This is a genomic window from Paenibacillus sp. SEL1 (assembly GCF_054602535.1).
The window spans coordinates 762,750-777,567 of sequence record NZ_CM137723.1; the positions used below are offsets into that span (position 1 = coordinate 762,750).

General features: G+C 46.9%; 13 protein-coding genes and 1 pseudogene. 5 read left to right on the top strand and 9 right to left on the bottom strand.

Translation table 11 applies throughout. The annotated features are described in order from the left end of the window. Positions 1-108: 108 nt before the first annotated feature. From ACYCSE_RS03460 to ACYCSE_RS03470, 3 genes are read right to left on the bottom strand one after another with little or no spacing between them, the layout of a single operon-like run. The gene (locus ACYCSE_RS03460; RefSeq protein WP_459701405.1) at positions 109-774 is read right to left on the bottom strand and encodes a hypothetical protein; all 666 of its coding nucleotides are present in this window, start codon (positions 772-774) and stop codon (positions 109-111) included. Between the two features lie 54 nt (positions 775-828). Continuing rightward, positions 829-984: a hypothetical protein gene (locus tag ACYCSE_RS03465; RefSeq protein ID WP_254350198.1), complete on the bottom strand. Its 156-nt coding sequence runs from the start codon at positions 982-984 to the stop codon at positions 829-831. 29 nt (positions 985-1,013) lie between these two features. After that, complete coding sequence (locus ACYCSE_RS03470) at positions 1,014-1,370, bottom strand: sigma-70 family RNA polymerase sigma factor (RefSeq protein ID WP_340956682.1); 357 nt, start codon at positions 1,368-1,370, stop codon at positions 1,014-1,016. A 192-nt stretch (positions 1,371-1,562) separates the two neighbouring features. On the opposite strand from ACYCSE_RS03470, the gene ACYCSE_RS03475 reads away from it, so the two are divergent. Then, a complete protein-coding gene (locus ACYCSE_RS03475; protein WP_223822138.1) occupies positions 1,563-1,760 on the top strand; it encodes a YvrJ family protein in 198 nt (65 codons plus the stop codon). A 73-nt stretch (positions 1,761-1,833) separates the two neighbouring features. Here ACYCSE_RS03475 and ACYCSE_RS03480 read toward each other — a convergent pair whose 3' ends face one another. The 4 genes from ACYCSE_RS03480 to ACYCSE_RS03495 are packed head-to-tail and all read right to left on the bottom strand — an operon-like array spanning position 1,834 to position 6,000. Further along, positions 1,834-2,772, bottom strand: coding sequence for a DUF4340 domain-containing protein (locus ACYCSE_RS03480; RefSeq protein WP_459701408.1), 939 nt, complete (start codon positions 2,770-2,772; stop codon positions 1,834-1,836). Next, positions 2,769-4,160 carry a GldG family protein gene (locus tag ACYCSE_RS03485; RefSeq protein WP_254350195.1) on the bottom strand — a complete coding sequence of 464 codons (1,392 nt, stop codon included), beginning with the start codon at positions 4,158-4,160 and terminating at the stop codon, positions 2,769-2,771. Before ACYCSE_RS03485 ends, ACYCSE_RS03480 begins: the two co-directional genes overlap by 4 nt. Before the next feature lie 5 nt (positions 4,161-4,165). Continuing rightward, positions 4,166-4,888 (bottom strand): ABC transporter permease, encoded by a 723-nt coding sequence (locus ACYCSE_RS03490; RefSeq protein WP_013311725.1) that lies wholly within the window; start codon positions 4,886-4,888, stop codon positions 4,166-4,168. Further along, positions 4,885-6,000, bottom strand: a complete 1,116-nt coding sequence (locus ACYCSE_RS03495; protein ID WP_069292019.1) for an ABC transporter ATP-binding protein — start codon at positions 5,998-6,000, stop codon at positions 4,885-4,887. The genes ACYCSE_RS03490 and ACYCSE_RS03495 overlap by 4 nt, the downstream gene beginning before the upstream one ends. 880 nt (positions 6,001-6,880) lie before the next feature. Here ACYCSE_RS03495 and ACYCSE_RS03500 point away from each other — a divergent pair. The 4 genes and pseudogenes from ACYCSE_RS03500 to ACYCSE_RS03515 all read left to right on the top strand — a co-directional run. Beyond that, a pseudogene (locus tag ACYCSE_RS03500) lies at positions 6,881-8,176 on the top strand (NTTRR-F1 domain); the annotation flags it as partial. A gap of 197 nt (positions 8,177-8,373) precedes the next feature. Next, positions 8,374-9,465, top strand: a complete 1,092-nt coding sequence (locus tag ACYCSE_RS03505; RefSeq protein WP_459701411.1) for a glycosyltransferase family 2 protein — start codon at positions 8,374-8,376, stop codon at positions 9,463-9,465. Between the two features lie 57 nt (positions 9,466-9,522). Then, positions 9,523-10,617: a tetratricopeptide repeat-containing glycosyltransferase gene (locus ACYCSE_RS03510; protein ID WP_342418794.1), complete on the top strand. Its 1,095-nt coding sequence runs from the start codon at positions 9,523-9,525 to the stop codon at positions 10,615-10,617. Positions 10,618-10,668: 51 nt separating this feature from the next. After that, a complete protein-coding gene (locus ACYCSE_RS03515) occupies positions 10,669-11,763 on the top strand; it encodes a glycosyltransferase family 4 protein (RefSeq protein WP_250260513.1) in 1,095 nt (364 codons plus the stop codon). A gap of 83 nt (positions 11,764-11,846) precedes the next feature. Here the strand turns inward: ACYCSE_RS03515 and ACYCSE_RS03520 are convergent, their stop codons facing one another. Together ACYCSE_RS03520 and eutH are read right to left on the bottom strand one after the other, a co-directional pair. Continuing rightward, the gene (locus ACYCSE_RS03520; RefSeq protein ID WP_459702471.1) at positions 11,847-13,700 is read right to left on the bottom strand and encodes a beta-glucoside-specific PTS transporter subunit IIABC; all 1,854 of its coding nucleotides are present in this window, start codon (positions 13,698-13,700) and stop codon (positions 11,847-11,849) included. A 5-nt stretch (positions 13,701-13,705) separates the two neighbouring features. After that, positions 13,706-14,815 carry an ethanolamine utilization protein EutH gene (gene eutH, locus ACYCSE_RS03525; protein ID WP_459701414.1) on the bottom strand — a complete coding sequence of 370 codons (1,110 nt, stop codon included), beginning with the start codon at positions 14,813-14,815 and terminating at the stop codon, positions 13,706-13,708. Positions 14,816-14,818: the final 3 nt, after the last annotated feature.

The following is a 14,818-nucleotide window of genomic DNA, read 5'->3' on the forward strand; positions in this document are numbered from 1 at the left end:
TACAACCTAAAAAGCCTGCGAACCCCTACATATATGGGGCGTTTGCAGGCTATTATTCATTACAAAACTTCTTGATAGTGGTAATACTTTGTAATCCCATTCTTGTGTTCAATCGGTTGTTTGATTCTGATTCCTCAGCTTATGAAGCCAATAGTAGCGGTGTAAATCCATAATAAAGTGGAAAAGAACAAATGCCAGCATGGAGTATACACTGATCAATACTGTGGCAACTAATTGTTGTGTAGCAAATCCGAGGGAAACATTAGCTATCAGATAACCAGCCCCAGTAAATGTGGTGATCGTTACTACAGACTTACGCATGTTTTTTTTCTTAACTTTTGGTTTTTTCTTATGATTTGAAGCTTCTTTGAATTTCGCCAAATTATATTTTATAAAGGAGTACAAGGCGACTCCATAGAGGGCAAAGGAACCTATAAAATACCATGAAGTATCCAGACCCAACATGCCATAAGCAAACTTTTGTGTCATGATCATGAAGCCCATAGAACAAATCAAACCAAATACACCACGGAATAAAATGTAATTCAACTGCAATTTGCGTGGCATGATGACCAGTACTAGAGCCCAAATGTTTATCATAACAATCGGTGGCAACAGTACATAAACGTAAACTGCAATGTATGGATTTCCCACTAAGGGGATAACCAGAAACAGATCTAACAGTAATAAAACAAGAATGATGACATTGGAACGAATACTGTTGACTGGGTACATCTTCATACTTTTCTCAAAAGAAGCCCTGTTATCACTCATAAACTTATAAGCCCTCCGTTAAATAAGTAAACCTACGGATAAGGATAGCCAAGGCTATATCCATTGTCCACTTTTTACTGTCTTTAACTCTTGTCGCAGTTCTTCCATAAAATCAGTCACAATGCTTTGGACAGCATCTTCACGGGACATACGGATATACCGACTGGTCTTTTGAATGTCTTCCTCGAACAATTGAAGTATCCTATACATGGCCTCCTGATCTCCACTTCGTACTAATTTTAGCAATTGGACGAACTCAGCATCCGAAATAACTCTTTGAGCATTTTCTTTTTCCATTTATTCACCGCCTGTTGGGATAGCTTTAACTCTTTTGCAATCTGTGCTTCGGTTTTATCTAGTATGTAAAGGTCAAAGATGATCATTTTTCCGATCTCAGAAGATAGAGAGTTGATAAGCTGTAATGTGTACATATTAGAGTTTGAAGATTCTGTAAAAGATGGGACACTGACGGCTTCGTTCTTTTCCATTACAAATTCATGATTGGTTTGTACCCGAGCACGATACTGGATTCTCCAGGCAATGCGGTACAGCTTCTTTCGATATTGTTCTACCAATGTTAGCTGAGACTGATCCATTGTAAATCACCCTTTCTCTTTGGATTTGACTTTTTCTAATCCTCATACTATAGGGTAATTTTCAAACCTATTCTACAACCAAAATCAGAACACTTGTTCTTATTTATTATACTATTTTTACAATCAGTTGTATATGGTTCTTTTAATTTACCTTCCTTTATATATGGCTAAAAAGGAGGGAATACATTGCAAATGGATGATGCTCTTTCTCTGGTTACCAACGTAGGCTTTCCAGCTGGACTTTGTTTTATTTTGTTGCGGCACATCCTGCACACGATGGAGGAAAAGCTGGACAAGCTGGATCTCTCACTTCATGAGCTGATTCAGGTTATCCAAGAATTAAACGACACTAACAATTCTTCTTCCAAAAGCAGCAAACCTGACGAGTAACGAACACAAAGAAGCTCCAGACGACGATCATCCGCCGTTGGAGCCTCTTTGTGCGCTAATTTAATTCTAATGATTATTTTCCAGTCTGAGCTTGGTCGTGTCCATTCTGTTCAGCACGGTTCACGTCAGATACTGACAGACCATAAGCCCAGTTACTTTGTGGCGGTACAATCCATACGGTATCTGGATCATCGTTAAGCGTCCAGCCCTGATAGACCAGCTGGGAATCATCCTTACCCAGCGATACGCTCAGCGTAAAGCGGTGAACAGGCTTGTTCAGCTCAGAGGCTTTGCGCAAGGCCTGACTGCTGGCTAGGTTTTTGATTTGCTGCGAGAGGGAAGTCGCCGTGTCACTGGCTACTGACTTTCCGTTCAGCGTCCAAGATGTGGAAGCACTGTCTCCGGTTCCGCTGTTACCGGAGGATTTGAGCATCCATGAAGCATTTTGGCCTTCCCACTCTATTCCGCTCAGCTTGGTATCGTCCCAATCGAACGGTGTTGTATCTATAAAATCATTAGCACCCAGCAACAACCCTGAAAGTGTATCGATAGGTACAGAAGCTATCTCTTTTTTGTCTGATAATACATAAACAGCATCTCCGGAAGGCAACGTTTCACCGAAGGCAAAGGTACGAACGTCACCCTTCTTGTTCTTAATCTCAATCTGATCATTGGTAGCGCTGATCCCATATTTGGCTACGTCTGTAGGAGAAGATTCCACCACTTCACCCAACTTTACATTTTGAATCGCCGCTAGCCAATTGTCTATTGTATATTGGTTTAATGGGTAAGTCCGTGGCTTGCTCATACTCCATTGGCCATCATGTTGTTCAAGTTCCACCGACTTGCCGTCCTTTCCAGTGATCGCGAAAGACGTAATATTCTCTTGCGTAAGCTGAACCAGCTGGCGAGCCGCCGGCGCTGTTTCACGAAAGAAGTTTTGGCTCTTTGCATAGATTATACCCGCTCCCAATACAACTAACAGTAGCACTGTGGGTATCCATTTTCTCATGCTCTTCTTCGCCTCCACCATAATAAGATTCCGATGACCGCGAACAGCAACGGCAATCCGATAACAGATATAGTCAATATCGTTTTCGCTTGTGCAGGAGTCAAGTAAGCTACCTTATAATCCTGCTCCTGACGAGGACGAATGGTGAGCCCATCAGAGTGTTCCTGCACATAATTCAGACTGTTCAGCACAAAGTCTCGATTGCCTCCTGTGCTGATCTCAGTGTCGCTTAAGAGGGCCGACGTTCCGAGAATAACGGCTTTGGGCTTGCCGTCTTTCCCTTCTACCGCATAACCGAGATTCAGCGGCCCCTGCGGGTCCTTGTCATCCTTCTGCGTTTCGTTGTTCAGCAGTCCTTGGATATTCGTTTCACCATAGCTGGCTGCAGAAGATTTCATCAAAAGCGTCGTCTTCCAATCCTTCTGCTCTCCTGCCTGCAAAGCAATAGACAGTGAAAGAACCGGGTACAGATTGGAAGCCGCCAACTTATCGGTGATCGCATGACTGCCAAAGGTAGGAACCGTCCATAGAGGTCCAAGTGTATTCGTCTGTTCCTGATCCACCACGATGGCATGAGTGTCCTTCACTCCATAATCAGCTGCTAATGCATCAAGGTTTTTCCAATCGGACCCCATGTTCGGGTGAAAGCCTAGTGCCATAAAAAGCTTTCCGCCATCATTCAGATACGTACGAATACTCTTCAGTTCCGTTGCACTGATATCACGTTCTGGTCCGACAATAGCCAATACAGACGCATCTTTGGGCACGCTACCCGCCTGATTAAGCTGAACTTCCTCTGTTTTCACATTATCTTGTGACAGTGAGCTGCTTAATTCAGTCATTTGGGACAATGGGATTTCCTCATGTCCAGTCAGAAAGACCACTTTCCCTTGACGGGTAGATGATAATCCCAACAGTCCACTAGTCAGCTTTTCTTCCCCGGTAAATTGGTATGCCCCTTCACCACTCCCCTGAGCTTGCGTAAATAGACTCCCAATATCTATAACCCGCTTCTTCTCCCCCTGCACCAACACAATAGATGCTGAAGTAACACCATATTGCTTGGCCAGTATCGGTTCCTGATTCAGATCGTATTGCTCGACTTTGAGCTTGTTGTTACGCTTGGCATATTCATTCAGCATGTCCGTAACATCCCGGTTCAGCTTCTGATTTTGTGAAGTAGATACGGTAAAAGCAATGAGCCGTACGTCTTCCTTTACCCCCTGGATGGTCGTCAACGTTTGGTCAGACAGCGTATACTGCTTGCCTGCCGTCAGATCCAGTTGAAAGCCCCCTAACGACCGCAGAAATAACGTCAATAAAATAAAAATCCCTACAGCAGCAACTGATAGTACCACACTATTGGTATGACCCAGCCATTTTTTCATATTCATTACCTCCACCGTTTCCGTTCGACCACTTGGATGCTGAATAGCAAAAAGAGCACCGCCACTGTCACGTAGTACATCACATCGGCTCCATTCAGCAATCCTTTGGTGAAACTGTCAAACCGTGCGGTTAGTGAAAAAGGTTCCAGCCATTGCTGTACCGCCGCAGATGCACCCGTCTGTCCACCAAACGAATCCAGCATCCAGAACACAAGTAAAATAATAAAACCGACGACCGCTGACATCATCTGATGCTGTGAAAGCGTCGAAGCGAATAAGCCGATCGCCATCATGGCTGCGCCAAGCATAAATAGACCGATCACAGATGTAAATACTAGTGTCCAATCCAGCGACCCATAAAAGGACATCACGACCGGATACGCTAGACTGCACAGCACTAATATGAGCAACATGCCCAGCGACGCCAAAAATTTACCCACGATCATTTCCGTCACACTCACAGGGGAGGTAAGCAGCAGTTCATCCGTACCTTGCCTGAATTCCTCCGCAACCAGCCTCATCGTGAGTAATGGGACGACGAACACCAGCATGGACAAGGTGTCACCGAGTACCAGCCGATAGTCCAGAATGCTAGGCTGATACATAACAAAATTTGTATAAAAAAGTAACCCCGTCAGCAGCATGTACACTGCAAGCGCAAAATAGGTCGTTGGTGTCCACAGATAGGCTTGCAGCTCTTTTTGACAGACCGCGAACAAACGCCTCATGACCGATTACCTCCTGTATCCTTATCTTCTTCAGCCTTATCGTCGCCGGATGCAGCATCTCCATGCTCCACCGTGATAGCCGTAGGGGCTGCATTCTCCGAGGAATGTAGATCTTGTACTGCTGGATCGCTGACCTGACTTTCTTCCGTCTCGCGGGTCGTTAACTGCTGGAAGATATTTTCCAAGCTAAGGCTTTCTTTTTTCATCTCCAAAATCGGAAGCTTCGCATCAGACAGCACATAAAATAGTTCTTCGCGAAAATCCTCACCGGAGGCTCCTGTGAGTAGCAATTCGGTCATATCTGGCTCTGCGGCAGTCAGCTTCGTGTTCGCTGGAGGCTGCGTGGCCGCCATAGATTCAACCTCTACTTTTCCCCAAGTACGCAGGACATCCAGCACCTGCTCACGCTTCCCTCTGACCTCCACCTTCACCTTGAATCCATCTTCCATCGAACCGCCGAGCGCGTCAGGGCGCCCATCCATGACCAGTTTCCCTTCATGAATGATGAGAACACGATTGCACAACGCATCCACCTCAGGCAATATATGCGTGCTAAGCAATACCGTATGATTTTCGCCAATTTCCTGAATGAGCTGACGAATCTCCAAAATCTGATTGGGGTCCAAACCCGAAGTCGGTTCATCCAACACCAGTAAATCCGGGTTATGAATAATCGCACCTGCCAGTCCCAAGCGCTGTTTATACCCTTTGGACAAACTGCGGACTAATTGTTTTTCCCGCCCATTCAGTCCTAGCCTGGACATCATCTCCGAAATACGCAGCTTCTGCTCTCTCGCAGGCACGTCACGAATACTAGCTACAAACTTCAAATAGGATCTTACGGACATATCCTCATACAAAGGGGGAGTCTCCGGCAGATAACCGATTTTGGAACGGGCCTGTCTGCCCTTATCCTGAATCGGGATACCATCAATCGTAATCACTCCCTCGTTGGGTTGAAGATATCCTGTAATCATGCGCATCGTCGTCGTTTTACCCGCACCATTCGGCCCCAGGAAACCGACAATTTCACCGCGCTGCATTTCAAAATCCAGCTTATGTACACCCCGGTTGCCCTCATACCACTTGCTCACCTGCTGCACTTTGAGCACATGTTCCACCCTTTCCTTTATCGTATTGACAAATCATTTCGAACTACACACACATATCAAAAGAATTCCATAGCGATAAGTTCGGAAGCCCAAAGCCTTCGCGAAGCGGCCTCCTCCTACTTCCCTCCCACCTAAAATGTTGCATCAGTAGTGGGTAGCAGCGGGGCGGAGGATTTGGAGCTGGAGAAGCGCCAGCGTTCGCCTTTGCCTTGGGATTTTTACCTTTACATGTCTTATTTAATCACAGAAAAATCCCACGGCAACAGCGATCGGAGGCCCAAAGCCTTCGCGGAGCGGTCTCTCCTACTTCCCTCCACCTAAAATGTTGCATCAGTAGCGGGTAGCAGCGGAGCGGAGGATTTGGAGCTGGAGAAGCGTCAGCGTTCGCCTTTGCCTTGGGATTTTACCTTTACATGTCTTACTTAATCACAAAAAAATCCCACGGCAACAGCGATCGGAAGCCCAAAGCCTTCGCGGAGCGGTCTCTCCTACTTCCCCCCCACCTAAAATGTTGCATCAGTAGCGGGTAGCAGCGGAGCGGAGGATTTGGAGCTGGAGAAGCGCCAGCGTTCGCCTTTGCCTTGGGATTTTTACCTTTACATGTCTTATTTAATCACAGAAAAATCCCACGGCAACAGCGATCGGAAGACCAAAGCCTTCGCGGAGCGGTCTCCTCGCACCTTATGCTACACTTTTAAATTCTAATAATAATCCCCCACATATAACTCCAGCTTAACGTCACTTAAATAGAAGCTTAAAATAATGTGTCTGAAATGTGAACACGAAATTACACATCTACCCTCAGAAACTTGTACGGTTCGCTAAGGTATGGATTCGCATCTACTATCATTACAACGTGTGAAGGGAGTGTATAAAAGCGATGAGTGTATTGTTTACCAATCTAGTTTCTAACGGCGACTTCGAGATCGGATCAACCCTTTTTTGGAGCTCTGTCAATGTGACTGTCACTAACTTATCTGTAAAAAAGACAAATTTTTATAGTGCGATCCTGGCAGGAGGCGCAGTAGATGCATCTCTTTCCCAGGTCGTTTTTGCTGCACCAGGCGAAAGTTATACGTTAAGCCTTTCAGCTGCAAAAATAGGAAGTCTGTCCAGTCCTCAAGTTAACATTTTTCTGTATTACTATGACGCAACCTTTGGCTTCCTTGGCACGGGGCTGACTACCTATTTGAGTGCAGGTACATTGCCAGACGCTGTGAATGGGACATGGCAAAGCCTATACGAAGTAACAGCTCCTGTACCAGCCAACGCAGCCTATGCCTTTTTGATTATTAGTAAAAATGCCATGGCTAACACCGCTGATGTAGCTATTGATTCCATTGCTCTTGTTAAAGCAAGTGCAGCTGGAGCTGTGGGTCCAGCCGGACCTGCCGGCCCAACTGGTGCTACAGGCGCTAGTGGCGCTACAGGTGCTACGGGGCCTGCGGGTGCCACAGGCGCTACGGGCGACACTGGCGTTACCGGACCTGTCGGGCCTACGGGTGCCACGGGGGACACTGGTGCTACCGGACCTGTCGGACCTACAGGCGCTACGGGCGACACTGGTGTTACTGGACCTGTCGGACCTACAGGCGCTACAGGCGACACAGGTGCTACCGGACCTGTCGGACCTACAGGCGCTACGGGCGACACTGGTGTTACTGGACCTGTCGGACCTACAGGCGCTACGGGCGACACTGGTGTTACTGGACCTGTTGGACCTACAGGCGCCACAGGCGACACTGGTGCTACCGGACCTGTCGGACCTACAGGCGCCACAGGTGACATAGGCGCTACCGGACCTATCGGGCCTACGGGCGATACCGGGCCTACAGGGCCGACTGGACCTACTGGACCATTCGGCCTTGGATTTACCGGACCTGTCGGGCCTACGGGTGCCACGGGCGACACTGGTGTTACTGGACCTGTCGGACCTACGGGTGCCACGGGCGACACAGGACCTGCTGGACCTATCGGGCCTATCGGGCCTATCGGCGACACAGGCGCTACTGGACCTGTCGGACCTACGGGCGACACGGGCCCTACAGGGCCGACTGGACCTACCGGACCGTTTGGATTTACTGGCCCGATTGGGCCAACAGGAGACACTGGTCCACAAGGACCGATTGGGCCTACCGGACCTACGGGGCCGACTGGACCTACGGGGCCTACCGGACTCTAACCTCCTTTTCTACCACATCATGTTTAAGCGATGTACCATACCTTATCGACAAAGCCGCACAGCATGTTAAAAGCTTTGTTATCCTTGCCCTGCCGCGATTGTGGCAGGGCTTCTATAAATCAGACCTCTTTTAAATCCAACTTTATGTTTGACCTGAACCCTTAGATGGTTCCCAAAGGAGTGATGCTCAATTGATCAGTATCAGCCTGTGCATGATCGTCAAAAATGACCAAAATACGATTGGCCGTTGCCTGGAATCGGTCCATCCTATTGTGGATGAAATCAACATCGTGGACACAGGTTCACAGGATCGGACCATTGACATATGTCGCAACTTTACGGATCGAATTTTTCCATTTGAATGGGTAGATCATTTTGCCCTTGCACGTAACTACTCGTTTGAGCAAGCTACGCAGGAGTACATTCTCTGGCTTGATGCCGATGATATTTTGAAGGAGCAGGATGCCGTCAAGCTGCTTGAGCTGAAGCAAACCCTTGATTCCTCAGCCGTACCAACCGTCGATTCCGTGTCTATGAATTATCATTATGGCTTTGATGATCATGGCAATGTCACCCTACATTTTCGCCGAAACCGCTTGATCAGAAGGTCAGCCGGATTCCGTTGGCACGGAGCCGTGCATGAGTACCTCGCCGTAGACGGGAATATTCAACATGCCGATATCGCCATAACTCATACCAGAACACATACAGTCTCTCCAGGAAGAAATCTGCGAATTTATGAGAAGTTGCTCGCCCAAGGTCATACCTTCTCTCCTCGTGACCTCTACTATTACGCTAACGAGTTAAGAGATAATGAAAGATATGAGCAGGCCGTGCAGGCTTACCAGAATTTTCTGGATACCGGACAGTGCTGGGTAGAGGATGCGATTAGTGCATGTAGCAAAATGGCCGACTGTCTGCAACAACTTGGCAAGCTGGAGCAAAGTATTACCGCGGCTCTCCATAGTTTGACCTTCGATACGCCCAGGGCAGATCTATGCTGTCGGATAGGTCATTATTTTTTGCATAAAAACGAGATCTCCAAAGCTATTTATTGGTACGACATGGCTACCACTCTGAATCCTCCCGACACGATGGGCCCGGTACAGGACGCGTACCAAACGTGGTTTCCTCATATCCAGCTATGCATTTGCCATTTTCGGATGAAGGATTACACACGTGCGAATTGGCACAATGAACAAGCTGCAATGTACGTTCCCAACGACCCGCATGTCCTGCATAATCGGCAATTTTTCAGCTCAATCCTGGATCCTCCCCAATAGAGATGTCTCCCATATTCCCCCTCAATCTTTAAGTAAGTCAAAGGAGGAGCAAGCGGAATGCAACAATCGAATCGGTACAAGATAGCTGTCTATGCCATTAGCAAAAATGAAGCCCGATTCGCCAAACGCTGGATGCACACCATGCGTGAAGCCGATGTTGTCATTGTAGCGGACACCGGCTCTACAGACGATACTGTTTCCCTGCTACGCGAAGCGGGTGCAGAGGTGCATCGTATCGAGGTAACTCCTTGGCGTTTTGACAAGGCTCGCAATGAGTCCCTACGGCTGGTCCCTGACGATATAGATATTTGTGTCTGTACGGATCTGGACGAAGTCTGGGAGGAAGGTTGGCGGTCGCGGCTGGAACGTAACTGGAAAGAAGGAACTACCCGGATGCTATATGCCTTTACGCATGGACAGCCTGGGCAAGATACCGTTTATACATGGTTCTGGAAAGAAAAAATACACACTCGTCACGGTTACCGCTGGGTACGCCCGGTTCACGAGGTGCTTGAATATATCGGGGAGGGTGAAGAACGTAGCATTCGATCCGATCAGCTCCGCTTGTATCATGATCCCGATCCGCACAAATCCCGCAGCCAATACCTTCCGCTGCTGGAGCAGTCTGTGCGCGAGTTTCCCGAGGATGACCGCAACATGCATTACTTGGGGCGAGAATATATGTATCATGGCCGCTGGGATGAGTGCATTACTACATTGCAACAACATCTTGCCATGCCGCAGGCACGCTGGGCAGATGAACGCAGCGCTTCGATGCGCTTTATTTCTAGAGCCTATAAAGCAAGTGAACAATGGCAGGAGGCAACACGTTGGTTATACCGGGCTATTGCGGAAGCGCCATATTTACGTGAACCTTACACGGAAATGGCTCAGCTGGCCTATCATACACGGAACTGGTCCGCCGTCTATCATATGGTTGAAGAAGCGTTGCGTATTTCAACACGACCCGATACGTACATGCAAGAAGATTTTTGCTGGGACGCCACACTGTATGATCTCGGTGCCCTCGCTTGCTACGAGTTAGGCCTTTTACACAAAGCTTGTGAATTTGCGAGAGAAGCAACAGAGCGCTCCCCGGACGATTCTCGCCTTAGCCATAATTATGCGCTAATTCAATCTAGGCTTCCATAGAAACCCACACCCCGTCCTGTAGGTTGAATAACTTGGTATAGGAGCTTGTGATTGGCAAAGGAGGTTATTGAGATCAAAGTTCTATTTACTTTTTATATACCGAGCGGCGGCGTAGAAACCTTGAACCGCCAACGCTGTAAAGTGCTCATGCAGGACGGGATTGAATGTCATCTTCTCTATTATCAGCAAGGTACAGGGATGCAAAACCTGAACGGCGATATTCCTGTATTCATGACTTCCTCTGAAGAAGAAATTCGAATGCTGGTAATTACTAACCGCTATGATGCAATTATCGTCTCATCGGATTATCCTATGCTCCCCAGACTGCGAATGTTGGGCTATCAGGGGGTATTAATCTATGAATCGCAGGGCTTTGGTTCTCACGAAGAGGCTGCTTGGGTGGTCGCGGATGCAGTTCCGTATCTTCAGAGACATGCCAACGCGGTGCTCTTGCCCAATACAACTCATCTGGTGCAGCTATTTACCGACATGTGTCCATGGCTTAATCGTTATGTATTTCCAAACGTACTGGATACCAGCGTATTTAATTATGTACCTAACACTCCTCCGATCAATCCGATTATTGCCTGGGTTGGGCGGTTGGAGCCCAACAAGAACTGGAGGCATTTTGTCGACATTTCTTACTGGATGCTGCAAAACCGAGCGGATCTTCGAATCTGGATGTTTTATGATGACACCTTGTCTCAACCGGAGGATAAAATACAATTCGAGAACATGCTTGCTCAGCTTGGCATGTCCTCCCTTATCGAGCGTTTTAAAAGCGTACCTCATGCCCAAATGCCCCTGTACTACTCCATGATTGGCGACTCAGGCGGCTACCTGCTATCGACCTCGCTGGTAGAGGGCTTCGGCTATGCGGTTGCTGAGGCGATGGCCTGTCGTTGCCCGGTATTAAGCTCTGATTCAGACGGAGTACGAGCATTCATTGACCACAACGAAACAGGTAAATTTTATCAGCAGGGAGACATCTTGCAGGCGATACTGCAAGGACTAGACCTGATGAACAACGTACCTCAACGCGAATCTATCCGCAGGAAAGGGCTGGAGCGAATCGTTAGTCTGTTGGCACCGGATAAATATGTGCGCTCCTTCCGGCAGATGATGAACACGCTGGGTGTGAGGTAACTAAAAAAAGCTGACGACAACCCTTTTTATATACGGGTTCATCGTCAGCTTTAACTTGCCTTTTTATTATGGAATATTGTAATCTATCTAATCTTTAGTAAGCGGTCTCCTGCATGAATATCTTTGGAATCTTCAACTAAAATATCCGTGTACACGGCTGTATTGGTTACAATGACGGTTGTGGTAATATCATATCCTTCATCCCCTATAGCCTTGGGATCGAATTCAACCAGCTTGTCCCCTTTTTGAATCGTATCCCCTTCAGACACAAAGGAAGTGAAATGTTTTCCTTTCAAGCTGACCGTATTAATCCCAATGTGAATGAGCAGTTCAACTCCATCCTCAGAAATAAGCCCGATGGCATGCTTGGTTTTGAAAACGGTAACAACAGTTCCGTTAAATGGCGCATAGGCTACTCCTTCTTTCGGAATAATTGCGGCCCCCTGGCCCATCGCACCGTTGGAAAAAGCTTCATCTTTTACTGCGGTTAAAGGAATCAATTCACCGTGTAGAGGACTGAATACCGCTTTTTCTTCTTCTTTGTTTTCATCTGCGATTTTAATCTCAGACGCAGGTTTTGCATTTTTATAACCGAAAAGATAGGTCAAAATAAATGCGACTACAAAAGCTACAACCAAAGATATAATAAAGCCGATGAAACCTGCATCCATGCCTTTTGGATTAATGAATAGAGGTATACCAAAAATGCCGCCTGAAGCAAATCCATATGCCGTTGAGCCGAGTAAGCCTGCAGCAGCTCCTCCTATACCTCCAGCGATCGAGGCTAAAATAAACGGTTTTTTGGCGGGTAAAGTAACCCCGTAAATAGCTGGTTCAGTAACCCCCATCAAACCCGCAATTGTGGCAGAAGTGGCGATAGGTTTTAATTTAGGGTCCCGTGATTTCAAAGCGATGGCAAATGCCGCACCTGTTTGCGCAAAAGTCGTACAGAAGAGCATACCATTAATCGGATCAAAACCGTTCGTAACTACATTATTCAGGAGAATTGGAATGAATGCCCAATGCAGACCGAAGATAATAATGCCCTGCCAGAATCCGGCCAGAACGAGGCCAGCTACAGCCGGACTTAACTGGTAAATCCACATAGAGCCTTTGGCTAACCCATCGCTGACTATAGTTGCTATCGGTCCGACAACCAGAAAAACAAGCGGTGATATGATAACCAAGGTCAGAAAAGGCACCATGAACATTTTAATGGAAGCAGGTGCATACTTACTTATCATTTTTTCGACCTTAGCTGCCAAGAACGCTCCAATAATGATAGGTATAACAGAAGAAGTATAATTAATCAGAACAACAGGTATGGTCAAAAAGGACAGCGCCGTTTTATCCGTAAAGGCGGAAGTAATGGTCGGGTACACCATCGCTGCTCCCAAAACGGCAGACAGATACGGGTTTCCTCCAAATTTTTTACCTGCTGAAAACCCTAGAATAACCGGAAAGAAATAAAACATTGCGTCTGCTGTCGCATATAAAATTTTATACGTGCCCATCTGATCAGTCATCCAGCCCAGGGATGTGCATAAGGCCAATAGTCCTTTTAGAATCCCCACAGCAGCGAGCACACCCACAACGGGCATGAACACACCTGAAATTACATCGACAAAGCGGCTGAATAGGCTCGCTTTTTCATTCTTTTGATCATCTTCAACCATCTGATCTCCATGCTTTACTCCCATTGTATCCAAAAGAGCTTCGTATACTTTGGGGACCTCATTCCCGATCACCACCTGAAATTGGCCACCACTTTCTACAACGGTAATGACACCGTCAATCTGCTTGATCTTTTCTTTATCTGGCAATTGATTATCCTTCAGTTTAAATCTCAATCGAGTAACACAGTGAATGACACTGTTCACATTTTCATTTCCGCCCACGGCACTCCATACTTCTTTGGCTGTTTTTTTATGATCCATCATGTTCACTCCTTCTTGGATGCGCTTTCTATTTTTCTATTCGTAGTAGCTGGATGTGCTATAACTGCGACAATTACGGCACTGATCCCGCCTGCAAGTTTACCCACGATCATGGCAATCACCATATTCTTGTCCATTCCTGCTACAAAGCCAAGATGTCCCCCCAGAACGAAAGATCCACTGACAGCAAAAGCAATACTGATCACTTTTCCTCTGGGCTCCATCTCTTTAACTAAAGTGAACGTAGGAATATTATGAGCAAGACTAGCTACCAGACCCGCAGTAGCCGATGGATCTATGTTTAGCAAATGTCCTGCCCGTTGAAGCGGATTTTTAAATATTTTTGTAATCCAAGCAACCAACGGAAACGCACCAGCCAATACAATAGCAATCGTTCCAACCGTTTGCACACCGACAGACAACGGAGCCATATTGGGAATGATCACAAATCCAGTTAAGGTTTCGACCCCAATCGCTGCCAAACCGACAAGGGATAGAAGTCTAATGCCGTTACCAAACCACGTGAACAATCGGATCGTAAGCTCCGTAAATAGACGTAAACCCAGCATAATGATTATTGAAAGAAGCATGGGGATGATCAGATTTTTTAAAATCATCATCACGTCAAAACCAGCGGTTATTCCCCCTATGAAACAACCAAAGGGAATTGTACTAATACCGATCAAGATACCTTTTGCAAAGTATGGATGATCCTCTTTTCCCAAAATGCCGAGGGCAACCGGAATCGTAAATACGAGCGTTGGGCCAAACATGGTCCCTAGAAAAACCCATGAAAACAAACCCGCTTGCTGGCTGTGCGCCATTTCCGCCGCAAGCGCGTATCCTCCCATATCTACCGCCAATATCGTATTGGCAAAGGATGCCGGATCGGCACCCATTGCCACATATAATGGTGAAACAATAGGAATCAACCATGAGGCGAGTACAGGAGCCAAGGAAACAATTCCTATCATGACCAGAGCAAGAGAACCCATGGTCATGAGCCCATTGTTGAAGGCTTGTCCCAACCCCCAGCGATTTCCCATACATTGATCCAATGCACCCAGCACTAAAAAAAGAGCGATAACATACATCACAATATCGTTAATGGACATCCT